Raw genomic sequence first — 24,403 nt, forward strand, 5'->3', positions numbered from 1 at the left:
AAATAGCGATTGGCACTGGGTTGATCTTTAATCGGTGTTTTTAACGATCCCTCACTGTGCATATTTTTCAAACTCCGGGAGATACTTAATTTTGAAAGGCAGCTCCTGTGAGGAGGGAAAAATTTTGTCTCGTAACAAGGTTGAGATTTGCGGTGTTGATACATCAAAACTACCGGTATTAAAAAATGAAGAAATGCGGATACTCTTTAAAGAAATGCAAGGTGGCGATACATCAGCGAGAGAAAAACTGGTAAACGGCAATCTTCGGCTCGTGTTGAGCGTAATTCAGCGCTTCAATAACCGGGGGGAATTTGTGGATGATCTATTTCAGGTAGGCTGCATTGGTTTAATGAAATCGATTGATAATTTCGATTTGGGTCAGAATGTTAAATTTTCGACATATGCTGTCCCGATGATTATCGGAGAGATTAGAAGATATTTACGTGATAATAATCCAATCAGGGTTTCCCGCTCGTTAAGAGATATCGCCTATAAAGCTTTACAGGTAAAAGAAAAGTTGATGAGCCGAACATTGCGCGAACCAACTGCTGCAGAAATTGCCAAAGAATTAGATGTATCCCACGAAGAAATCGTCTTTGCACTCGACGCAATTCAGGATCCAGTTTCATTGTTCGAGCCAATTTATAATGATGGTGGAGATCCGATTTACGTATTAGACCAATTAAGTGATGAAAAAAATAAAGACAGTCAATGGATTGATGAGATTGCGTTGAATGAAGGAATGCGTCGTCTGAATGAACGAGAGAAAATGATTCTCCGAAAACGATTTTTCCAAGGGAAAACCCAAATGGAAGTGGCCGAGGAAATTGGCATCTCACAAGCACAAGTATCAAGACTTGAGAAGGCAGCAATTCGGCAAATGAATAAGAATATCCAACAATGAAAAATTATTGTTTGGACAGTAACCGACTCCATTTCTTGGCATATGTCAAGAATATGGAGTTTTTTATGTATTAATGTGTGTATTAAAAGTTGAACTAAGAAAGTTTTAAAATCAAGTACATGTGGTTTCTTTTTAAACATATACATAGTATTAAGAAATAACATGGCGTAAAACTCTACAATTTAGTTTGACGGAAGGCTTGATAAAATTGAGAAACTATTCAAATAAATTGGCGGAGCAGAGTTGCAGTTTTATCCTGCATTAACGGGCAGTAAGACCCCCACCTTAAGGCTTGGAGGAATCTAAGATGCGAAGGTGGGGGATGAAGAAAATCCTCACTGATTGAAGTTTTACTTTATTAAAATGATATTTAATTTTGAATAAAGAAGAGGAGCTGATCAAAATGGTCAGAATATCTGAATTTCAAATAAAAGATATTGTCAATATAGGGGATGGAAAAAGATTGGGAAATATGGTGGACCTTATTATTAATCCTCAAGCAGGTTCCATTGAAGCGATCATTGTATCGAATGGAAGCAGAATGCTTGGTATTTTTGGAAAAGACGAAGAGATTATCATTCCATGGAAAAAAATAAAAAAAGTCGGTGAAGATGTTATTCTAGTTGAACATTCATTTGCATTTAAAGAAAACCTTGATGATTAGCAAGTAATTCTGCTTTTCATAGTGAAAATAAAGGGTAATGTGATACACTAAATAAAAAACAAGAGGTAGGGATTATGACAGAACCATTTCTATTGCATGAAGAAGAGTTTTTTTATCTCGAAAGCTGGATGAATAAGTTTCCAGGGCTAGTCGCAGGTTTCACTACAAAAAATGGTGGAGTTAGCAAGGCGCCCTATGCTTCGTTGAATATTGGCTTTCATGTGGGTGATAACAAGGAGGATGTTGTCGCAAATCGCAGTCTGCTAGCCGAAAAGCTATCTTTCCCTTTAACCGAATGGGTTTGTGCCGAACAGACGCATGAGACAAAGGTTGTGAAAGTTTTGCCGTCTGACTGTGGAAAGGGTGCGAAGGATTATCTTTCCAGTCTCAAAGCAACGGACGGACTTTTTACAACAGAGAAACAAATTCTCCTCACCCTTTGTTATGCGGACTGTGTTCCTCTTTATTTCATCGCACCAAAGCATAGCATGGTGGGAGTAGCTCATGCGGGGTGGAAGGGAACAGTCGCAGGGATTGCAACTTCCATGATCCAGTCATGGAATCAAGCGGGTATCCTGTCATCAGATATTCATGTAACGATTGGTCCATCCATTTGTGGCGATTGTTATGTTGTCGATGATAAAGTTGTCAAGTTTGTGCAGAAATTGCTGGAAGATTATGACGAAAAGCCATATAATTTAATTAGTGAAGGACAATATAACCTAAATCTGAAACAGGTCAATGCTGAAATTCTAGTAAAGGCCGGGGTTCCTCGAGAACAAATAGACATTTCTACACTATGTACCAGCTGTGAAAACGAAAAGTTTTTCTCTCATCGACGTGATCAAGGAAAGTCAGGACGTCTCATGAGTTTCATTGGCTGGAAGGAGGAATAAAGGGAACATTGAGAGTAGTAGATAATAAAACGATCATTGATGAAAAAATAAAAGCTGCATGTCAGAAAAGTGGCAGAAACAGTGATGAAATTACGATAGTAGCCGTGACAAAATACGTTTCAGTGGAGCGTGCTAATGAAGCAATAGAGGCTGGGCTTATGTCTCTCGGTGAAAATCGAGATGAAGGGCTTTTAAATAAATATGCTGTATTAGGGGACAAGCCAACCTGGCATTATATTGGCAGCCTGCAAACTAGGAAGGTCAAAAATATCATTGATAAAGTGGAATATATACATTCTCTTGATCGGATGTCATTGGCTGAAGAAATTGAAAAACGGGCAACTAGGCCGATAAAATGTCTAGTGCAGGTAAATGTTTCTGGTGAAGAGTCTAAGCATGGAATGACTCCTTTAGAGACGTTATCGTTTATTCGTAATTTAGAATCTTTTACAAATATTCAAATAGCTGGGTTAATGACAATGGCTCCTCTTACGGAAGATGAAAATGAACTTCGGGCTTGCTTTAAAAAATTAAAGGAGCTACAAAAAGAAGTTCAAGCTGCCAACATGACACATGCACCATGTATGGAGTTATCAATGGGAATGTCGAATGATTTTACTATTGCCATTGAAGAAGGTGCAACGATGATTCGCATAGGAACTGCATTAGTCGGTGGGGAATCCTAAGGAGGTATACGTTTCATGTCATTCGTATCAAAATTTAAATCATATTTCGCGTTAGATGATGAATATGAATACAGAGAAGAATTGGTCGAGGAAGAGGTGAAGGAAGCGAAACCAATGAAATCATCGAAAAGCGCGCATTCCTCCCAGAATGAAAATAAGAATGTAGTAAGTTTGCAAAGTGTTCAAAAATCTTCTAAAGTAGTATTATTAGAACCGCGTGCATATGCAGAAGCCCAAGAAGTAGCAGATCATTTAAAAAATCGTCGTGCAGTTGTCGTAAACTTGCAACGAATCCAGCATGATCAAGCTAAACGTATTGTCGATTTCCTAAGCGGAACAGTTTATGCGATCAGTGGTGACATACAAAAAATTGGTACAGATATATTCTTATGTACTCCGGATAATGTGGATGTTTCCGGAAATATTACCGGGTTTGCTTTGGACGAGGAGTACGAAGAAGCGAGGTGGTAAAGCGAAATGACAATGTTAGTTGGGATTTTATTAACGGTAATTAGATTTTATTCATATGCACTAGTTGCCTATATTTTAATGTCATGGTTTCCTAATGCAAGAGAAACAGCGATTGGGCAGTTTTTAGCTAGAATCAGTGAGCCATATTTAGAACCGTTTAGAAGATTTGTTCCGTCTTTTGGAATGATTGACTTTTCACCAATTGTTGCAATACTTGCTCTGCAGTTTGCAGGATATGGGATCAGGCAGATTTTCTCATGGCTCTAAAGGCTTTTTATAGTGCGTGTTCAAAAAAGCCAAGAAATTTTGCGAGCGATAGTCTCAAACCTTGCGGGTATCCAGTAATACGTAAGAACTGAAGAGACGAAGTGACAAAGAAATTCGCAAGCTTGTTTACTGGACCTTTTGAACAACCTTTTAAAGGGAGTATTATTTCATGAATATTTACCAGCATTTCAGGCCGGAAGAAAAAGAGTTTATTGATCGTGCACTTGGATGGATAGAGGCAGTAAAGCAGAATTATTCTCCCAGATTAACTGATTTTCTTAATCCGCGTGAACAACAAATCTTACTTGCTTTGGCTGGAAATGATGCTGCCGCTTTGCTGCGATTTTTTGGAGGCAGTGAAGTGGTAGAGCGCAAACGTGCCCTCATTTATCCCGATTATTATGTTCCAGAGGAAGCAGACTATCAAATGACTTTATACGAAATATCGTATCCAAAGAAATTTATTTCGCTTACGCATAGGCATGTTCTAGGAACACTTATGTCGCTTGGTTTGAAGCGTGAAAAATTTGGTGACATTTTAGTAGATGGACAGAATATTCAATTTATCGCGGCTGCGGAAATTGAGGATTATCTTACTGCAAACTTAGAAAAGATGGGCAAAGCTTCTGTTTCCATAAAAAAGCTTTCTTTAACAGAAATTATTGTAGAGCAAGGGAACTGGGAGGAGCAGAGTCATACCGTATCATCGCTTCGACTTGATGCCCTACTTGCAGCCTTTACTAATTTATCGAGACAAAAAGCCCAAGCCTTACTAGCTGCTGGCAAGGTAAAGGTCAATTTCAAAAGTACTGAGCAGGGTTCAATGGAATGCCGTGAAGGTGACACTTTATCTGTGAGAGGATTTGGTAGAGCCAAGGTCTTGTCGATAGATGGTAAAACGAAAAAAGATAAATGGCGAGTTAGTATCGGCAGGAAAAAATAACGAAGAAATTAGTAGGAAACACGTGAATGTTGTCATAAATATAAGACTTATAGAGAATACGTGGAGGTGCATCATGCCATTAACCCCGATTGATATACATAATAAGGAGTTCAGTAAAGGCTTCCGTGGATATGATGAAGATGAAGTAAATGAATTTCTTGATCAGATTATTAAGGATTATGAGCTGATTCTCCGGGAAAAAAAAGAACTTGAACAGAAACTGAATGAAGTAGACGATCGTCTTGGCCATTTTAATAATATTGAGGGAACACTGAATAAATCCATCATCATTGCTCAAGAGGCTGCCGAAGAAGTAAAACGTAACGCCCAAAAAGAAGCAAAGTTGATAATTAAAGAAGCTGAGAAGAACGCAGATCGGATAGTTAATGATTCACTCAGCAAAGCAAGAAAACTTGCTCTGGAAATTGAAGATTTGAAAAAACAATCCAAAGTATTTAGGATAAGGTTCAAGATGCTAGTTGAAGCGCAGTTAGATTTGCTAGGTTCAGATGACTGGGACCACCTAATGGAATATGAAGTCGATGCAACAGAATTTGCAGACAAAGATTCATAATCCCTTCTTGACTTTTTGCACTTATTTCGCATATAATTTCTTACAATCAACTTAATATTGATATGAAACGATGATAGGGATAGTAAATGCATTCATACACTTATTTAAGCGAACTGGAGATGGTGGAAGTCCGGTATAAGTGAACGTATTGAATATCACCCTGGAGTTCCGAGTCGAACCCGTTAATGGCAGTAAACAAGGCGTTACATTCACGTTACGAATGCTTGAGAGGATAAAGATTGTCTAATACTTTATCTAGCCAGGGTGGTACCGCGGGAATATAAGTCTTCTCGTCCCTATTTTAGGGATGAGAGGACTTTTTTTGTTGCTTAAAAACGTTACAGAATTTTTTATGTCGATAGAGACTGGGTCTATCTGTATTCAGCAAAGCATAACCCCGTATAGCCTCCAGTTTAGGGAGTCAAAATACAGACTATTTATTTGGAGAACCACATGCTTTATCAGAATTATACAGGATGTGCTGACTACAATGTTCGCCAGAGGATGTGGTGGACGATAGGAGAAGTTCCGTAAAGGCGTTTTAAGCTTTTCTAATAGGATGGAGGAAGAATAATGGAATACAAAGATACTTTATTGATGCCAAAAACAGAATTTCCGATGAGAGGAAATTTACCGAAAAGAGAACCTGAAATGCAATCAGCATGGGAAGAAATGAATATTTATCAAAAGGTTCAGGAAAAAACGAAAGGCCGTCCGCTTTTCATCCTTCATGATGGACCTCCCTATGCAAATGGAGATATCCATATGGGGCATGCTTTAAACAAGGTTTTGAAGGACTTCATTGTTCGTTTTAAATCAATGAATGGTTTTCACGCGCCATACGTACCTGGTTGGGATACACACGGTCTTCCAATTGAAACGGCTTTAACAAAAAAAGGTGTAAAGCGGAAAGAAATGAGTGTCGCAGAATTTCGTAAGCTTTGTGAAGAATATGCATATCAACAAATTGATGGTCAACGTGAGCAATTTAAACGTTTAGGTGTTCGTGGCGATTGGGAAAACCCATATATTACTCTAAAGCCTGAATACGAAGCACAGCAAATTAAAGTGTTCGGTGATATGGCGAAGAAAGGGTATATTTATAAAGGGAAAAAACCAGTTTATTGGTCTCCTTCAAGTGAATCTGCACTTGCTGAAGCTGAGATCGAATACCAAGATAAACGCTCAGCATCGATTTATGTTGCGTTTGATGTTGTAGACGGTAAGGATGTCCTTGAAAAAGGCACGAAAATCGTGATCTGGACAACGACTCCTTGGACCATTCCAGCAAACCTAGGTATTTCCGTTCACCCTGATTTGACATATGTTGTCGTAGAAGTGGATGGAACACACTATGTAGTTGCACAAGCACTACTTGAAGCAGTCACTGCGACAATCGCTTGGGAAAATCCAACTGTTGTTAAAACGGTAAAAGGGAATGAACTAGAACACGTTTTAGCGAAACATCCTCTATATGACCGTCAATCGCTTGTTATGCTCGGTGAACATGTAACAACAGATGCTGGTACTGGTTGTGTGCACACTGCGCCTGGACACGGGGAAGATGACTTTATCGTTGGTCAAAAATACGGTCTTGATGTTTTGTGCCCAGTTGATGAAAAAGGGGTTATGACTGAAGAAGCAGGAGAGTTTGCGGGTCTTTTCTATGATGAGGCAAATAAACCGATTACTGAAAAGTTACAGGAAATTGGCGCATTATTAAAATTGAGCTTCATTACCCACTCATATCCACATGACTGGCGGACGAAGAAACCGACAATCTTCCGTGCAACTGCTCAATGGTTTGCATCCATTAAAGATTTCCGAAGTGATCTATTGACAGCAATTGAAGAAACAAAATGGGTTCCAGCTTGGGGAGAAACTCGTCTGTATAATATGGTTCGTGACCGTGGAGACTGGTGTATTTCTCGTCAACGTGCTTGGGGAGTTCCGATTCCTGTCTTTTATGCAGAAGATGGCCAGGAAATCATCACAGATGAGACGATTAATCATGTATCTGATTTATTCCGCGAACATGGATCAAACGTTTGGTTTGAACGTGAAGCGAAGGACTTGCTTCCGGAAGGATTTTCACATGTTGGTAGTCCAAATGGTCTCTTTACAAAAGAAACAGATATTATGGATGTTTGGTTCGATTCAGGATCATCACATCAAGCCGTTTTGGAAGAGCGTGAAGACTTGCAACGCCCTGCTGATTTGTATTTAGAAGGGTCAGACCAATATCGCGGTTGGTTTAACTCATCGCTTTCAACAGCAGTAGCAGTAACAGGGAAAGCGCCGTATAAAGGCGTACTAAGTCATGGTTTTGCTCTTGATGGCGAAGGTCGTAAAATGAGTAAGTCAATTGGCAACGTCGTAATACCAGCAAAAGTAATGAATCAACTGGGAGCAGATATTCTTCGTTTATGGGTTGCTTCTGTAGACTATCAATCAGATGTACGTGTATCTGACCCCATTCTTAAACAAGTGGCAGATGTATATCGTAAAATTCGAAATACATTCCGTTTCCTTTTAGGGAATTTGGAAGGATTTAATCCAGAAACCGATAAAGTTGCATTTGAAAATCTTCATGAAGTCGATCAGTTTATGATGATTAAATTGAATAAATTGATCAAACAAACAAAATTGGCCTATGAAAACTATGAATTTGCATCCATCTATCACCTTGTCAATAATTTCTGTACGCTTGATTTAAGTGCTTTCTACTTGGATTATGCAAAGGATATTTTATATTGTGAGGCACCGGATAGCCACGATCGCAGAGCTATTCAAACTTTCTTATACGAAGCACTAGTAAGTTTGACTAAGCTTGTTTCACCGATCCTTTCTCATACAGCAGATGAAGTTTGGGCATTCATTCCTGGTGTTTCCGAGGAGAGCGCTCAGCTAACATTAATGCCTGAAGAATATTCAGTGACCAACACGAACACCATCGAAGAAAAGTGGAATGCTTTCTTAGATCTTCGTGATGATGTACTCAAAGCGTTAGAAGAAGCAAGAAATCAAAAAGTGATTGGGAAATCTTTGAACGCCAAAGTAACTGTTTATGTAGATGAAAAAGAAAAGACTTTGTTGAATAGCATCGAAGAAAATCTTGAACAACTATTCATTGTTTCTAAGTTTGAAGTAGGTGGAACAGTGGAAGAGGCTCCTGATCAAGGAATTAAATTAGACAAAGCCGTAATCGTAGTTGAAAAAGCTGAAGGTGAAACATGTGAACGCTGCTGGAATGTTTCAGAAAAAGTCGGGACAGTTGAAGCACATCCAACTCTTTGCCCTCGCTGCGCTACAGTTATGACGGAACATTATACAAACTAAATTAGCCATCCAATAAGGATGTGTCATCAGGTCTGTTTTCCACATCATGATATCCAGAGAACATCATGATGTGGGGACAGGCCTTTTAGAGGTTGTTCAAAAAAGTCCGCTAAAAAAGCTTGCGAATTGCATCAAAGCTCTGTTGCTCCTCGAACTTCGCGGTTCTACTTAATCTCCTTTTTGAACACGCATTTTTAAAATTCGGCTTAAAAAACAATCTTCATTATGCAATGAATCAAGATTATGCTACAATTCATAAGAAAAGATTGCGATTAGTTTGGGGGATTGAATGTGTTCTACTATATAATTGCCCTGTTGGTTATTGCAGCTGATCAGTTAACGAAGTGGTTGGTTGTAAAAAAGATGGAATATGGGGAAAGTATCGAAATTATTGAAAATTATCTATATATAACTTCACATCGAAATCGTGGTGCTGCCTGGGGAATTCTTCAAGGTCAAATGTGGTTCTTTTACGTGATTACGATAGTCGTCATGATCGGCATCATCTACTACATTCAGAAATTGAGCAAAGAAAGTAAACTTCTCGGAGTAGCGCTTGGCTTAATGCTAGGTGGAGCGATTGGTAATTTCATTGATCGAGTGATCAGAAAAGAAGTAGTGGATTTCGTTCATACGTACATTTTTAATTATAGCTTCCCAGTATTTAATGTTGCCGATTCAGCACTTTGTATTGGTGTTGCCTTACTCGTAATTTATATGTTTTTATCAGAAAGACAAGAAAAAAAGGAGCGAAAGAATGACTAATTTTACATACAACATTGAATCAACAGAAAGTAAAGCGCGAATTGACAAGGCGTTAGCAACTTTGAACGCAGAATGGTCTCGTAATCAAGTTCAGCAATGGATTAAAGAGGGCCATGTTCTTGTGAATGGTGTTGCTGTGAAAACGAATTACAAATGTCAAGAAGGCGATGAGGTCATCGTTACAATTCCTGAACTTGAAGAATTGGATGTTGTCGCAGAAGAAATGAATTTAGAGATTTTCTATGAAGACAGTGATGTTCTTGTCGTGAATAAACCTCGCGGGATGGTCGTTCACCCGGCACCAGGTCATACTTCTGGGACACTCGTGAATGGTTTAATGGCACACTGTACGGATTTATCAGGAATTAATGGCGTCATGCGTCCAGGAATTGTTCATCGTATTGATAAAGATACATCTGGTTTATTAATGGTTGCTAAAAATGATATGGCCCATGAAGGTCTTGTACAACAGTTGGTTGATAAATCCGTAACTAGAAAATATCAAGCAATTGTACACGGTGTGATTCCCCATGATTTTGGAACGATTGATGCACCAATTGGTCGTGACAAGAAAGATCGCCAAAGTATGACTGTGACTGATGAAAATTCAAAAAATGCTGTCACTCATTTCAGGGTAATCGAACGATTCAAGAATTTCACTCATGTTGAATGTCAATTAGAGACAGGGAGAACCCACCAAATTCGTGTTCACATGAAATATATCGGGTATCCGCTCGCTGGAGATCCGAAATACGGTCCAAGGAAAACATTGGATATAAATGGACAAGCTCTACACGCAGGACTGTTGGGCTTTGTACATCCAAGATCGAAGGAGTATATAGAATTCGAAGCACCGCTTCCAAAAGAGTTTGAAGAATTGTTGGATTACTTAACTAAAAGTAATTGACAGCTTTGAGAAATAGAGATAAAATAAAAATAAGTTAAATATGAACCTTTAAACCGGTCCAGTGAGACCGAGAAGGAAAACGGATTAATTGGCCGACCTTATGTTGCCAATTTTTAAAAAATCCCTATGCCTTCTTGGTATGGGGATTTTTTAATGATAATAAACCCATCATATAGTGAGAAGGGGAGACATACATGACTGAGAAAGCCATAGTGTTAGATGAACAAGCGATTCGTCGTGCACTGACTAGGATTGCGCATGAGATCATCGAGAAAAATAAAGGCATTGAAAATTGCGTTTTAATTGGGATTCGAACACGAGGAATTTACCTTGCAAATCGATTGGCAGAAAGAATCAGTGAAATCGAAGGCAAGGGGATACAAGTGGGAGAGCTTGATATCACACTTTACCGCGATGATTTATCAAAAACGACAGCGGATGGAAATCCGATCGTAAACGGATCAGATATTCCAGTCGAAATTGAGCAAAAAACCGTTATTCTCGTGGATGACGTTTTGTATACAGGCAGAACAGTACGGGCAGGAATGGATGCACTAGTTGATATGGGAAGACCTTCACAAATCCAGCTTGCAGTCTTAATAGACAGAGGTCATCGAGAATTGCCGATACGTGCGGATTTTGTGGGTAAGAACGTACCAACATCCCAAACAGAGAAAATATCTGTCGCCTTAACTGAAGTTGATCATGAAGATCAAGTAAGTATATTAGAAAAATAAATAAAGCCCTTTTTAATAGGTGGTCCTGAGAGGCTGACAAAGGGGAGTATGCTAAAGACGTGATCATGCCTTTATACAGGCATAATCAACTCTTAAGCAAACCTCTTTGTGCACACGGCAAAGAGGTTTTTTTATGTGAATGGGAGGAAAGTTTCGTGGAACAAGTAAAGAAAAAAGACATCATGTATGATGTAGAAGATGTACCTAAATTAGGACATTGGATTACATTAAGTTTACAGCATTTATTCGCCATGTTCGGTGCGACAGTACTTGTTCCCTTCTTAGTAGGACTAAGTCCAGCGGTAGCACTCGTATCAAGTGGACTAGGAACATTAGCATACCTACTTATTACAAAAGGAAAGATTCCAGCCTATCTAGGATCATCGTTCGCCTTTATTTCACCAATTATTGCCGCTAAAGCTTCGAGTGGTCCCGGCAGTGCCATGATCGGCTGTTTCGTTGCAGGTTTGGTATACGGGCTTGTTGCATTAATTATTTATAAAGCAGGTTTAAATTGGTTAATGAATATCCTACCGCCGGTTGTCGTTGGTCCAGTTATTATGGTTATTGGCTTGAGCTTAGCTCCAACGGCTGTCAATATGGCGATGTATATGAATCCAAATACAGATCATCAAATTTATAGTATTACGAATATCACAATTGCCCTGATTACTTTAATTGTAACGATTGTTGGGAACATTTATTTTAAAGGCTTCTTCGGATTGATCCCGATTTTAATCGGTATTACCGTCGGATACATTTGCTCCATTATTGCTGGCATCGTTAATTTTGAACCAATTCGAGAAGCAAATTGGTTTGAAATACCAGAATTCATGGTGCCATTTGCAACATACACACCTACATTTTCTTGGGGTGTCATCGCCATTATGGTTCCAGTCGCGATTGTGACTCTTTCCGAACATATTGGCCATCAAATGGTATTAAGTAAAGTAGTGGGACGAAACTTCCTTGAAAAGCCTGGCTTACATCGTTCGATTGCAGGGGATGGTGCAGGGATTTTGATTGGCTCAATCATTGGTGGGCCACCCCTTACCTCATATGGTGAAAATATCGGTGTGCTAACAATGACAAGAGCATACAGTGTATACATTATCGGTGGTGCAGCGGTAACAGCCATCATTTTCGGATTTGTTGGTAAAATTTCTGCAGTAATTAGCTCGATTCCTTCAGCAGTTATGGGCGGCATCTCCATTCTCTTGTTCGGAATCATTGCATCAAGCGGCTTGAGAATGCTGGTCGATAATAAAATCGATTTTGATAAAAAACGAAATTTAATGATCGCCTCTGTCATACTAGTATTAGGGATTGGCGGTGCATTCCTGAAATTATCGGCTGAAATTTCCTTATCTGGAATGGCATTATCTGCAATCGTCGGCATCTTACTAAATCTTATCTTACCTGGAAGAGAAAAAGTATCAGGAGATATGTTTGAAAATTAATCCTTTTAATAAAAAATACCATATAGATTTTATCACCTTTTAAACGAAGTCCAGAGAGGCTACTAAGGGTGTGATAGGAAAAGAGAGGTGAATGTACTTCATCTTCTATCTTTGCCTACCCTCACCCTGTCCTTTTATGGCAGGGTATTTTTTTAAGCTTAATCGTTAATGGGGAGGGAGCCTTATCATGAAAAATTTATTGACAATGAGTGAATTGACTACGATGGAAATCGAGCAATTGCTTATAGAAGCAGAGCAGTTTGCTAATGGAGAAACGTGGAGACCGTCGCAACAGACAATGATTGCTAATTTATTCTTTGAAGCTAGTACAAGAACAAAGAGCAGTTTTGAAGTGGCTGAAAGAAAGCTTGGCTTAGAAGTTATTCCTTTTGATGCGGGAACATCTAGTGTTCTGAAAGGAGAAACGCTTTACGATACGGCAAAAACATTAGAGTCAATTGGTGTAGGGGCTCTTGTAATTAGACATGAGACGGATCAATACTTTAATGAACTTATCGGTAAATTGAAAATCCCGGTGATCAATGCAGGTGATGGTTGTGGTCACCATCCTACTCAATCCCTTCTCGATTTAATGACGATTAAGCAGGAGTTTGATAGCTTTAAAGGGTTGAAAATTGCCATTATTGGTGACATATTACATAGCAGGGTTGCGAGATCGAATGCAGATGCCCTCACTAGATTAGGTGCGAATGTCGTTTTTTCCGGACCACCTGAATGGTTTAATCAAAATATGAATCAGGGAAGTTATGAACCTATTGATGAAGCGGTTGCCACTGCTGATGTTGTTATGCTTTTACGTATCCAGCATGAACGTCATCATCAAAACAGTGAGAAAATGATCGATGATTATTTACAAAGATACGGCCTCACAAAAAAACGTGAAAAAACGATGAAAAAGCAGGCTATTATCATGCATCCAGCACCAATTAACCGCGGTGTAGAAATAGATAGTGAATTAGTTGAATGTGAGCGATCACGTATCTTTAAGCAAATGGAAAATGGTGTATATGTAAGAATGGCCGTATTAAAAACAGCGCTAGCAGAAAAAAAAGGGGGAAATATTCATGAAGAAACTAATCAAAAATGGAGTATTGCTCGATAAGAACCACCAATTATTTCATGCAGATATTGAAATAGTAGGTAATGTCATCACGAAAATTGGGCCAAATTTATCAGGGGAAAATTGTGAAATGATCGATGCTTCAGGACTGCTTGTTGCTCCAGGTCTTATCGATCTTCATGTACATTTACGTGAACCAGGCGGTGAACATAAAGAAACGATCGCTTCTGGAACGCTTGCTGCTGCAAAGGGCGGTTACACTACACTAGCTACGATGCCCAATACACGACCTGTTCCTGATACGAAAGAACATCTTGAGAGTATTCTTTCAATAATTGACGAAACAGCACATGTTCGTGTATTGCCATATGCCTCAATTACGATAAGGGAAGCAGGAAAAGAACTCACGGAATTCGCTACATTGAAAGAAACAGGCGCATTTGCTTTTACTGATGATGGCGTGGGGATTCAGAGTGCAGGGATGATGCTTGAAGCGATGAAGCGAGCGGCAAAGCTTGGAATGCCAATCGTTGCACATTGTGAAGAAGAAACATTAATCAATAAAGGGTGTGTACATGAAGGGAGTTTTTCTGAAGCCCATGGACTCAGAGGGATCCCATCTGTATGTGAATCCGTACATATTGCTCGTGACATCCTACTTGCAGAAGCAGCGGGCTGTCATTACCATGTGTGTCATATAAGTACAAAGGAATCGGTAAGAGTAGTCAGAGATGCTAAACGGGCAGGAATTCATGTTACGGCCGAGGTGTCTCCACATCATCTTCTTCTATGTGATGAAGATATACCAGAATTGGATACGAATTATAAAATGAACCCACCGTTAAGAGGGAAAGAAGATCGGGCTGCTCTGATTGAAGGATTATTAGACGGTACCATTGATTTTATCGCGACTGACCATGCCCCACATCATGAAAAGGAAAAAGCAGAAGGTATGGAATTAGCTCCATTCGGAATTGTTGGATTAGAGACTGCGTTCCCGCTTTTATATACAAACTTTGTAAAAACAAACATCCTTACTATCGGACAGTTACTTGATTATATGACAAAAAAACCTGCCGAAGCATTCTCCCTTCCATATGGTGAGATCAAAGAAGGAGCTTGCGCAGATATTGTTTTGCTAGATTTAGAAGTAGAACAAATCATTGATCGAAATGAGTTTGTTTCTAAAGGAAAGAATACACCATTTCATGGGCAAACATGTACAGGATGGCCGGTTATGACAATTGCAGCAGGTAAAGTAGCATGGGAAAAAGGAAGTGTAAAACAATGAAAAGACAACTAATCTTAGAAGATGGTACGGTTTTTATTGGCAAAGCATTTGGTAGCACGACTGAAAAAATTGGTGAAGTTGTATTTAATACAGGAATGACGGGGTATCAAGAAATTTTGTCAGACCCTTCATACTGCGGACAAATTGTAACATTAACATATCCACTGATCGGAAATTACGGAATAAATCGTGATGATTTTGAATCGATTCATCCAGCGATTGCTGGAATGGTCGTTAAAGAAGTGGCGGAACTCCCGTCAAATTGGCGCAGTGAATTGTCTTTGGATGAATTTTTAAAACAAAAGGGAATCCCAGGGATAAGCGGCATTGATACGAGAAAGCTCACAAGAATCATTCGTAACCATGGAACATTAAAAGGGATCATTTGCGGCCTGAACCATAAATCGGAAAGTATTATCGAACAAATGAAAGCAACCGTTTTGCCTGTTACCCAAGTTAAGCAAGTTTCGACGAAAACAGCATATCGCAATCCAGGCAGAGGATATCGGGTCGTACTTGTTGATTATGGAATGAAACAAGGTATTTTAAGAGATTTGAATGATCGTGGATTCGATGTAATTGTTGTGCCACATAATTCTACGGCTAAAGAAGTGTTAAATCTCCATCCTGATGGCATCATGCTATCGAACGGACCTGGAGATCCAGAAGATGTAACGTGTGCGATTGAAATGATCAAAGAACTACAAGGTAAAGTTCCGATTTTTGGAATTTGTTTAGGTCATCAGTTGTTTGCTTTAGCAAATGGATGCAAAACCGAAAAAATGAAATTCGGCCACCGCGGTTCGAATCATCCTGTGAAAGACTTACGAACTGGAAAAGTTGCCTTAACTTCTCAGAATCATGGCTATACCGTAAACGTAGACTCGATCCAAGGAACAGACCTTGAAGTAACTCATATTGCATTGAATGACGAAACAATTGAAGGGTTAAAGCATAAAACATACCCAGCATTTACTGTGCAATACCATCCAGAAGCATCACCAGGTCCACAAGACGCTAATTACTTATTTGATGAATTTTACAAAATGATTGAAGCCCATGCGGCGGGAGGGGAAGTATTATGCCAAAACGTACAAATATAAAAAGCATCCTTGTGATTGGTTCAGGTCCTATCGTCATCGGTCAAGCAGCAGAATTCGATTATGCAGGAACTCAAGCTTGTATGGCTTTAAAAGAAGAAGGATACCGCGTCATTTTGATTAATTCAAATCCAGCAACGATTATGACAGACAGTGAAATGGCTGACAAAGTTTATATAGAGCCGATTACACTTGAATTTGTAAGTAAAATTATCCGTAAAGAACGTCCTGATGCTTTATTGCCAACATTGGGAGGCCAAACAGGACTAAATATGGCAGTAGAGCTTGCGAATGCTGGAATTCTCGAAGAATGTGGCGTCGAAATACTTGGAACAAAGCTATCTGCGATTCAACAAGCGGAGGATCGAGATTTATTCCGTAACTTAATGAATGAACTTGGCGAACCTGTACCGGACAGTGAAATTATTCATAACCTAGAAGAAGCAAAACAATTCGTAGAACAAGTAGGCTACCCAGTCATTGTCCGCCCAGCCTTTACATTAGGTGGAACAGGCGGTGGGATTTGTTCAGATGAAGACGAATTACTTGAAATTGTAACTGGAGGACTAAAAAGCAGTCCGGTTACTCAATGCTTGTTAGAAAAAAGCATCGCTGGCTTCAAAGAAATTGAATATGAAGTAATGCGTGATGCGAATGACAATGCAATCGTTGTCTGTAATATGGAGAATTTCGATCCGGTAGGTGTCCATACAGGCGATTCGATCGTAGCTGCGCCAAGCCAAACATTAAGTGACCGTGAATATCAAATGCTTAGAAACACATCATTAAAAATCATCAGAGCGCTGAAGATCGAAGGGGGCTGCAATGTCCAGCTTGCACTTGACCCAGACAGCTATCAATATTATGTTATTGAAGTGAATCCGCGTGTAAGTCGTTCTTCTGCACTTGCATCAAAAGCAACAGGCTATCCGATCGCTAAACTAGCTGCAAAGATTGCCGTTGGGTTAACGCTAGATGAAATGATGAACCCGGTAACAGGTAAAACATATGCAAGCTTTGAACCAGCTCTGGATTATGTCGTAACGAAAATTCCTCGCTGGCCATTCGATAAATTCGAATCAGCTAATCGGAATCTCGGAACACAAATGAAAGCAACGGGCGAAGTAATGGCAATCGGACGTACATTTGAAGAGTCAATCTTAAAAGCGGTCCGTTCACTAGAAGCAGGTTTCCATCATTTAGAGCTACAAGAAGATACGGATGATGCTGTAATCGAAAAGAGAATCCGAAAAGCTGGTGATGAACGATTGTTTTATATCGGTGAAGCCTTACGCAGAGGTGTGACGATTCAAACGATTCATGATTGGAGCGAAATCGATTTATTCTTTTTACAAAAATTAAAAAACATCGTTGATTTTGAAAAAGAATTAAAGCAGAATCCATTTGATGAAGAAGTATTATTGACGGGTAAGCAAATGGGCTTTTCTGATAAAAAAATTGCATCTCTTTGGCAAGAACAAGAAATAACGGTATACAAGTGGCGAAAAGAAAAAGGGATTATGCCGGTATACAAAATGGTTGATACGTGTGCAGCAGAATTCGAGTCAGAGACACCATACTTTTACGGTACGTTTGAGGATGAGAATGAGTCAGTAGTGACAGATAAGAAAAGTGTTGTTGTCCTTGGATCAGGCCCAATCCGCATCGGTCAAGGCGTAGAGTTTGATTATGCGACCGTTCATTCCGTTTGGGCGATAAAAGAAGCAGGGTATGAAGCCATTATCATCAATAATAATCCAGAAACTGTATCAACTGATTTCAGTATTTCTGACAAATTGTATTTTGAACCGTTAACCATTGAAGATGTTATGCATGTGATTGACCTTGAAAAGCCGATTGGGGTTATCGTTCAATTTGGTGGGCAAACGGCGATCAATCTTGCTGCACAATTAGCGGAACATGGAGTGACGATCCTCGGTACATCACTTGAAGATTTGGATCGGGCAGAGAATAGAGATAAGTTCGAACATGCATTATCAGAAATGGCGATCCCACAGCCAAAAGGAAAAACAGCCTTTTCGGTTGAAGAAGCAGTCAAAATCGCAACAGAAATTGGCTATCCTACATTAGTCAGACCTTCCTATGTGCTTGGTGGTAGAGCGATGGAAATTGTCGATAAAGAAGAAGAACTTCTGCACTATATGAAACATGCAGTGAAAATTAATCCGGAACATCCTGTCCTAATTGACCGTTATTTAACAGGAAAAGAAATTGAAGTAGATGCCATTTCAGATGGGAATACAGTTGTTATTCCGGGAATAATGGAACATATCGAGCGTGCTGGCGTCCATTCAGGCGACTCTATTGCCGTCTATCCTCCGCAAAATATTACCACTTTGCAAATGGAGAAAATCGTAGAATATACGGAGAAATTAGCAAAAGGACTCAATATTATCGGCTTACTTAATATTCAATATGTCATAAGTAAAGATGAGGTATATGTAATTGAAGTAAACCCTCGATCTAGTCGTACAGTTCCGTTTTTAAGTAAAATCACGAATATTCCAATGGCTAATCTTGCCACGAAGGTCATTCTAGGTAAGACATTAGAGGAACTAGGGTTTAGCAATGGACTTGTGCCTGAGAAGAAAGGTGTCTATGTAAAAGTACCTGTGTTCTCTTTTGCGAAATTGAAAAGAGTTGATATTACTTTAGGACCTGAAATGAAATCTACAGGTGAAGTAATGGGTAAGGACGTCACATTGGAAAAAGCGTTGTATAAAGGGCTTGTTGCATCTGGTATGGAAGTTAGGGAACATGGGTCAGTCTTGTTGACAGTGGCTGACAAAGATAAACAAGAAGTGTTACAGCTTGCAAGGCGCTTTCATGCAATTGGTTACAACCTTATTGCAACAAGCGGTACCGCAGCCATGCTGAAAAATGAAAACATCCCAGTATCAATCGTTGATAAAATCGGCTCTGAGCATAAAAATGTTCTAGATGTAATTAGAATGGGTGAAGCACAGCTTGTTGTGAATACATTAACGAAAGGAAAACAGCCTGAGCGTGACGGTTTCAGGATTCGCCGCGAATCGGTTGAAAATAATATCCCTTGTCTAACATCACTTGATACAGCTGAAGCGATTCTTGGGGTAATTGAGTCGATGAATTTCACAGCAGAGCCAATGGAACATGCATCTCAGAGTCGGGAGGTTATCTATACATGATAAAAAATGAGGCAATGAAAATCGTCAGCCAACAAGAAATTGCAGAATCGATTTATGAGCTGACTTTATCCGGAAGCCTTGTTTCTGAAATGAATCAACCAGGGCAATTTGTACACATTAAGACAGGAAACGGGTATGAACCACTTTTAAGAAGACCGATTAGCATCTCGGCAATCGACAAAGAGAATAATACCTTTACAATGGTATATCGTGCAGAGGGAAAAGGGACCTCTCTGTTATCGCAAGAAAAGAATGACGCTGCAATTGATGTTCTTGGGCCACTTGGAAATGGATTTCCGGCAGAGGCTGCGATGCCAGGAGAAACAGCGTTGCTAGTCGGAGGAGGGATTGGTGTTCCTCCTTTATACGAACTATCACAACGGTTAACGAAATTAGGTGTAAATGTTATCCATGTCCTAGGTTTTCAAAATGCTGCGACGGTTTTTTATGAAGAGAAGTTCCAAGCGTTGGGTGAAACCTATATTACAACAGTCGATGGCAGCCATGGAACAAAAGGTTTTGTAACGGATGTTATTGATAAATTAAGTGATAGCTATACAACAATCTTTGCTTGTGGGCCAACCCCAATGCTTCGTGCATTGGAGTCTGCCTACAAAGAAACGAAAGAGGTATTTCTTTCACTTGAAGAACGGATGGGCTGTGGAATCGGCGCTTGCTTTGCTTGTGTGTGTCACACAGCCGATGATCCGACAGGTTTTCATTATAAAAAAGTATGTAGTGACGGTCCGGTCTTTCGTGCGGGAGAGGTGGTTCTATGAATATGCTTGATATCCAATTACCAGGGTTAGACTTAAAAAACCCAATCATGCCTGCGTCTGGCTGTTTTGGCTTTGGTAAGGAATTTGGGAATTTATATGATTTGAATGTTCTTGGTGCGATTATGGTGAAGGCCACAACCCCCGAACCACGTTTTGGTAATCCGACACCAAGAGTTGCTGAAACGTCTTCTGGGATGTTAAATGCGATTGGACTGCAAAACCCAGGTTTAAAGCACGTTATGGAAGATGAATTACCATGGCTTAACCAGTTTGATGTGCCGATTATTGCTAATATAGCAGGATCTCAAGTAGAAGATTATGTAACGGTTGCTAGGGAAATCAGCAAGATAAGTAACGTGAAGGCGCTCGAATTAAATATTTCCTGCCCCAATGTCAAGGAAGGAGGGATTACGTTTGGAACGGATCCTCTCGTTGCAAAAAACGTAACGGAAGCGGTTAGAGCAGTCTCAGAAGTTCCAGTATACGTGAAGTTATCTCCAAATGTTACAAACATCGTGGAAATGGCTCGAGCTGTCGAGGCTGGTGGCGCCGATGGTTTGACAATGATTAACACATTAATGGGCATGCGTCTTGATATGAAAACGGGTATTCCAATCCTCGCCAATAAAACAGGTGGATTATCAGGTCCGGCGATTAAACCAGTCGCTATACGAATGATTTATGAAGTGAGTCAAGCAGTAACGATTCCGATCATTGGTATGGGAGGCATCATGACGGCAGAAGATGTTATCGAATTTTTCTATGCAGGAGCAAGTGCTGTCGCTGTCGGAACTGCTAATTTTACCGATCCATTTGTTTGCCCGAAAATTATTGAAGAGTTACCCGTTCTTCTAAAAAAATTAGGATATAATCATATATCAGAATGTACGGGAAGGAGTTGGAATAAACATGAGCAATTTGCCAATCATCGCGCTTGATTTTCCAGGAATTAAGGAAACGAAAGATTTTTTATCAAAATTCCAAACAGAAAAATTATTTGTAAAAGTCGGGATGGAATTATATTATCAATCGGGTCCTGGGATTGTAGAGTACTTAAAAGAAAATAATCATCAAGTATTCCTTGATCTAAAGCTTCATGATATTCCTAATACAGTGAAAAGTGCTATGAAAGTACTTGCCAGCCTTGAAGTGGACATTACAAATGTACATGCTGCAGGTGGTCAAAGAATGATGGAGGCTGCATTGGAAGGTCTAAATTCCGGGACAGTATCCGGAAAAAATAGACCAACTTGTATCGCGGTTACGCAGTTAACGAGCACAAGCACTAGTCAGATGAATAAGGAACAATTAATTGAAGGAGAATTGGAACGATCAGTGCTCCACTATGCTCGCCTTGCTAAACAATCAGGATTAGATGGAGTGGTCTGTTCACCACTTGAAGTAAGTAGTATCCATTCTGAATTAGGTTCGAACTTCCTAACTGTGACGCCAGGTATTCGTTTGGCTGATGGAAACGCACATGACCAGATTAGAATCGCAACTCCACAAAAAGCGAGAGAGCTCGGTTCAGACTTCATAGTCGTCGGCAGGGCGATTACCGGAGCAAATGAGCCACTATCCGCTTATCAAACAATCAAGAGAGCCTGGGAGGGTATACAACATGTTAAATGAACAAATTGCAGAACAATTATTAAAAATTAAAGCCGTATTCTTACAACCGAATGACCCATTCACATGGTCCTCTGGTATTAAATCCCCTATTTATTGTGATAACAGATTAACCCTTTCTTATCCTGATGTTCGCAGACAAATAGCGACTGGCTTGCAAACATTAATTGCAGAACATTTTCCTGATACCGAAATTATTGCTGGGACAGCGACAGGAGCGATTGCCCATGCTGCTTGGGTAAGTGAAAATATGAATCTGCCGATGTGCTATGTGCGTTCTAAACCAAAAGGCCATGGTAAAGGCAATCAAGTAGAAGGAAAAGTAGGGCCGGGTGATAAAGTTATTGTCATTGAAGATCTTATTTCAACGGGAGGAAGTGTGATTGATTCCGTACAGGCTCTTCGTGAAGCTGGTTGCGATGTATTAGGGGTTGTATCGATCTTTACATATGGATTAGAGGAAGGAAGAAAACAACTTGAAACAGCTAATATACGATCTTATTCACTAAGTGATTATGCTAGCTTAATCCAAGTTGCGAGCCGTGAAGGGTATATTTTAGAAGAAGATATTGAGAAATTGAACAATTGGAGAGTAAACCCTACGGATACAGCGTGGATGACCGTATAACTGATTTAAAATACCCCCGCATACAACAAGTGTGCGGGGGTGAAATTTATATTCATTTCTCTTCCTTCATATTAATGACTTGATCTGGGCTAGGCGTCACATAAACCGTTTGTTGGTTATCGTATATAACAAATCCAGGTTTTGAACCATTCGGTTTTTTTACATGGCGCACTTTTGTGAAATCGACCGGTACTGAACTGGACGTTTGCGCTTTACTGAAGTAAGCAGCCAATCCTGCAGCTTCTTTGATCGTTTCACTGCTTGGATCTTCGCTACGGATGATGACATGGGAGCCGGGAATGTCTTTAGTATGAAGCCAGATTTCATCACGACGTGCAAATTTATTCGTTAAGTACTCATTTTGTTTATTGTTTTTACCTACAAAGATTTGCGTGCCGTCGTTCGAATAATATTGTTCAAGCACAGGCTTTGCATTTGCAGGCTTTTTCATGCCTTTTTTTTGTTTCTTTTTTATATAACCTTCTTCTTGTAGCTCTTCACGTATTTCATCAATATCTTTTGGTGACGCGGATTGTAGCTGCTGATGTAAACGATCGAAATAGGCAACCTCAGCTTCCGCTTTCTCAATTTGTTCTTGAACAAATACAACAGCGTTTTTTGCTTTCTGATATTTCGAGAAATACTTCTGTGCATTTTCTGCTGGTGTCTTTTGCGGATTCAGATTAATGGTAACAGTTTGGCCATCTTCTTCGTAATAATTGATGACTTCAATTTCTTTCATGCCACGTTTCATTTGATAGAGATTTGCGGTTAACAGCTCACCGAACAGTTGATATTCTTCTCCACGTTCGCTTTCTTGCAATGTTCTTTCAAGCTTGCCAATTTTCTTTTTGTTTTTTTCCAATTCATTCGAAATAAATCGTTCTAGATCATTGCCTTGCTGTTTCACACGATCTCTTTTGGCCTTGCCAAAATAATAACGATCTAGCATCTCGCTTAAGGTTGCAAAAGAGCGTCCTTCGCCTTGAATATGTTGTAGTTCTATCATATAGAATGATTCTTTTTCATCAGAATTCACAATACTAGGCGAATATTCACGGTTCGCAAGTTTCTTGATTAACGATAAAAAAGCGGTGGGAAGTGTAGCCCGGTTTACTAGTCCGGCTGTATGAATCACTTCTTTCGCAAATAGTGGGGAGACACCAGCGAAACGGGCCACTATTTGTTTATCCACTTTACCTGCATTAAAATCAATTGCTTTTAACACATCATCTTCAGTTGCGGTGAATGGATTCATTTTTTCCTGAGCTGGTGGTGCAATATAGGTTTGTCCAGGCAAGATAGCCCGGTGACTATTTACCGCATATGAAACATGCTTAATGCTATCTAGAATCGTGTTCTTTTCCTTATCGACCAAGATAATATTACTATGGCGCCCCATGATTTCCACAATTAATAGTTTCTGTGACAGGTCCCCGAGCTCGTTTCTCCCTTTTACTTCAATCATTAGCATCCGATCGAGGCCTTCTTGGTAAATGTTTTCAATTGTATAGCCTTCTAAATGTTTACGCAGTAACATGCAAAACATCGGTGGCTCTTTTGGATTTTCGTAGGTTTCTTCTGTAATTTGAAATCGTGCATAACTTGGGTGTGCTGATAATAAGAGTTTATGATTTTTCCCACCCGCACGAATGATTAGGATGAGTTCATTTTTATAAGGCTGATGAATTTTACTGATTCTCCCACCGTTCAATTGCGAAAATATTTCTTCTGTCATTGCTTTTGTAAATAATCCGTCAAAAGACATATGTATATACTTCCTTTATTTTAATTTTTTTTACCTGTCTTAAAAGGGTCTGACCTCGCACTAATCCGCAATATACAAGGCTATTACACTAGATGTAATCTATGTACAATAATTGCGGGGTCAGACCCATTCGTTATGGGTATCTACCTACTTTTCGTAATTATAGCATGTTTTAGGACGAGTCTGAATAAACATGGATTAAGACAAGTTTAAGGAGAAATTATTCAAAGCTTAAAAGATAGCTGAAGTTGGTTACAGCAAGAAGCTGGAAAGTAAAATTAATCTACATTGTCTGGGCAGGGTTGGATTCATTCTATGTGGAGGAT

At 39.6% G+C, this 24,403-nt stretch carries 22 protein-coding genes and 1 other annotated feature; of the genes, 21 read left to right on the forward strand and 1 reads right to left on the reverse strand.

Annotated elements, in window-relative coordinates:
• Positions 1 to 124 precede the first annotated feature (124 nt).
• The 21 genes from sigG to pyrE all read left to right on the forward strand — a co-directional run bounded on the left by sigG (position 125) and on the right by pyrE (position 22,309).
• Entirely contained in the window at positions 125 to 904 is a 780-nt protein-coding gene (sigG, locus tag ACIQZI_RS11540) for an RNA polymerase sporulation sigma factor SigG (protein ID WP_062181394.1), read from the forward strand.
• A 403-nt stretch (positions 905 to 1,307) separates the two neighbouring features.
• Positions 1,308 to 1,568 carry a YlmC/YmxH family sporulation protein gene (locus tag ACIQZI_RS11545; RefSeq protein WP_049680699.1) on the forward strand — a complete coding sequence of 87 codons (261 nt, stop codon included), beginning with the start codon at positions 1,308 to 1,310 and terminating at the stop codon, positions 1,566 to 1,568.
• A 74-nt stretch (positions 1,569 to 1,642) separates the two neighbouring features.
• Positions 1,643 to 2,464, forward strand: a complete 822-nt coding sequence (gene pgeF, locus ACIQZI_RS11550) for a peptidoglycan editing factor PgeF (RefSeq protein ID WP_403073208.1) — start codon at positions 1,643 to 1,645, stop codon at positions 2,462 to 2,464.
• 8 nt (positions 2,465 to 2,472) lie between these two features.
• Entirely contained in the window at positions 2,473 to 3,150 is a 678-nt protein-coding gene (locus ACIQZI_RS11555) for a YggS family pyridoxal phosphate-dependent enzyme (protein WP_403073210.1), read from the forward strand.
• A gap of 15 nt (positions 3,151 to 3,165) precedes the next feature.
• Positions 3,166 to 3,621 (forward strand): cell division protein SepF, encoded by a 456-nt coding sequence (locus tag ACIQZI_RS11560; protein ID WP_403073212.1) that lies wholly within the window; start codon positions 3,166 to 3,168, stop codon positions 3,619 to 3,621.
• Between the two features lie 6 nt (positions 3,622 to 3,627).
• On the forward strand, positions 3,628 to 3,888 hold the full coding sequence (locus ACIQZI_RS11565) for a YggT family protein (protein WP_403073214.1): 261 nt from the start codon (positions 3,628 to 3,630) through the stop codon (positions 3,886 to 3,888).
• A gap of 169 nt (positions 3,889 to 4,057) precedes the next feature.
• Complete coding sequence (locus ACIQZI_RS11570) at positions 4,058 to 4,831, forward strand: YlmH family RNA-binding protein (protein WP_403073216.1); 774 nt, start codon at positions 4,058 to 4,060, stop codon at positions 4,829 to 4,831.
• Positions 4,832 to 4,904: 73 nt separating this feature from the next.
• Entirely contained in the window at positions 4,905 to 5,405 is a 501-nt protein-coding gene (locus ACIQZI_RS11575) for a DivIVA domain-containing protein (protein WP_062181377.1), read from the forward strand.
• Between the two features lie 61 nt (positions 5,406 to 5,466).
• Positions 5,467 to 5,706, forward strand: a binding site (T-box leader).
• Between the two features lie 272 nt (positions 5,707 to 5,978).
• Positions 5,979 to 8,744 carry an isoleucine--tRNA ligase gene (gene ileS, locus ACIQZI_RS11580; protein ID WP_403073218.1) on the forward strand — a complete coding sequence of 922 codons (2,766 nt, stop codon included), beginning with the start codon at positions 5,979 to 5,981 and terminating at the stop codon, positions 8,742 to 8,744.
• 291 nt (positions 8,745 to 9,035) lie between these two features.
• The gene (lspA, locus tag ACIQZI_RS11585) at positions 9,036 to 9,509 is read left to right on the forward strand and encodes a signal peptidase II (protein WP_403073220.1); all 474 of its coding nucleotides are present in this window, start codon (positions 9,036 to 9,038) and stop codon (positions 9,507 to 9,509) included.
• Positions 9,502 to 10,416: an RluA family pseudouridine synthase gene (locus ACIQZI_RS11590; RefSeq protein WP_403073222.1), complete on the forward strand. Its 915-nt coding sequence runs from the start codon at positions 9,502 to 9,504 to the stop codon at positions 10,414 to 10,416. The genes lspA and ACIQZI_RS11590 overlap by 8 nt, the downstream gene beginning before the upstream one ends.
• A gap of 194 nt (positions 10,417 to 10,610) precedes the next feature.
• Positions 10,611 to 11,153, forward strand: coding sequence for a bifunctional pyr operon transcriptional regulator/uracil phosphoribosyltransferase PyrR (gene pyrR / locus ACIQZI_RS11595; protein ID WP_062181366.1), 543 nt, complete (start codon positions 10,611 to 10,613; stop codon positions 11,151 to 11,153).
• Positions 11,154 to 11,335: 182 nt separating this feature from the next.
• Positions 11,336 to 12,613 carry a solute carrier family 23 protein gene (locus ACIQZI_RS11600; RefSeq protein WP_062183319.1) on the forward strand — a complete coding sequence of 426 codons (1,278 nt, stop codon included), beginning with the start codon at positions 11,336 to 11,338 and terminating at the stop codon, positions 12,611 to 12,613.
• A 187-nt stretch (positions 12,614 to 12,800) separates the two neighbouring features.
• Positions 12,801 to 13,736 (forward strand): aspartate carbamoyltransferase catalytic subunit, encoded by a 936-nt coding sequence (locus tag ACIQZI_RS11605; protein WP_403073225.1) that lies wholly within the window; start codon positions 12,801 to 12,803, stop codon positions 13,734 to 13,736.
• Positions 13,699 to 14,985: a dihydroorotase gene (locus ACIQZI_RS11610; protein WP_403073227.1), complete on the forward strand. Its 1,287-nt coding sequence runs from the start codon at positions 13,699 to 13,701 to the stop codon at positions 14,983 to 14,985. The genes ACIQZI_RS11605 and ACIQZI_RS11610 overlap by 38 nt, the downstream gene beginning before the upstream one ends.
• On the forward strand, positions 14,982 to 16,088 hold the full coding sequence (locus ACIQZI_RS11615; RefSeq protein ID WP_403073229.1) for a carbamoyl phosphate synthase small subunit: 1,107 nt from the start codon (positions 14,982 to 14,984) through the stop codon (positions 16,086 to 16,088). Before ACIQZI_RS11610 ends, ACIQZI_RS11615 begins: the two co-directional genes overlap by 4 nt.
• The gene (gene carB / locus ACIQZI_RS11620; protein ID WP_403073231.1) at positions 16,067 to 19,273 is read left to right on the forward strand and encodes a carbamoyl-phosphate synthase large subunit; all 3,207 of its coding nucleotides are present in this window, start codon (positions 16,067 to 16,069) and stop codon (positions 19,271 to 19,273) included. The genes ACIQZI_RS11615 and carB overlap by 22 nt, the downstream gene beginning before the upstream one ends.
• Positions 19,273 to 20,052, forward strand: coding sequence for a dihydroorotate dehydrogenase electron transfer subunit (locus ACIQZI_RS11625; protein WP_403074001.1), 780 nt, complete (start codon positions 19,273 to 19,275; stop codon positions 20,050 to 20,052). The genes carB and ACIQZI_RS11625 overlap by 1 nt, the downstream gene beginning before the upstream one ends.
• Complete coding sequence (locus ACIQZI_RS11630) at positions 20,049 to 20,990, forward strand: dihydroorotate dehydrogenase (protein WP_403073233.1); 942 nt, start codon at positions 20,049 to 20,051, stop codon at positions 20,988 to 20,990. Before ACIQZI_RS11625 ends, ACIQZI_RS11630 begins: the two co-directional genes overlap by 4 nt.
• Complete coding sequence (pyrF, locus tag ACIQZI_RS11635; protein ID WP_403073235.1) at positions 20,962 to 21,684, forward strand: orotidine-5'-phosphate decarboxylase; 723 nt, start codon at positions 20,962 to 20,964, stop codon at positions 21,682 to 21,684. Before ACIQZI_RS11630 ends, pyrF begins: the two co-directional genes overlap by 29 nt.
• Positions 21,674 to 22,309: an orotate phosphoribosyltransferase gene (gene pyrE / locus ACIQZI_RS11640; protein WP_403073237.1), complete on the forward strand. Its 636-nt coding sequence runs from the start codon at positions 21,674 to 21,676 to the stop codon at positions 22,307 to 22,309. The genes pyrF and pyrE overlap by 11 nt, the downstream gene beginning before the upstream one ends.
• A 52-nt stretch (positions 22,310 to 22,361) precedes the next feature.
• Here the strand turns inward: pyrE and ACIQZI_RS11645 are convergent, their stop codons facing one another.
• Complete coding sequence (locus tag ACIQZI_RS11645; protein ID WP_403073239.1) at positions 22,362 to 24,077, reverse strand: Rqc2 family fibronectin-binding protein; 1,716 nt, start codon at positions 24,075 to 24,077, stop codon at positions 22,362 to 22,364.
• Positions 24,078 to 24,403: the final 326 nt, after the last annotated feature.

The sequence above is a fragment of the Peribacillus sp. NPDC096379 genome, from assembly GCF_044762875.1.
Lineage (GTDB): Bacteria > Bacillota > Bacilli > Bacillales > DSM-1321 > Peribacillus.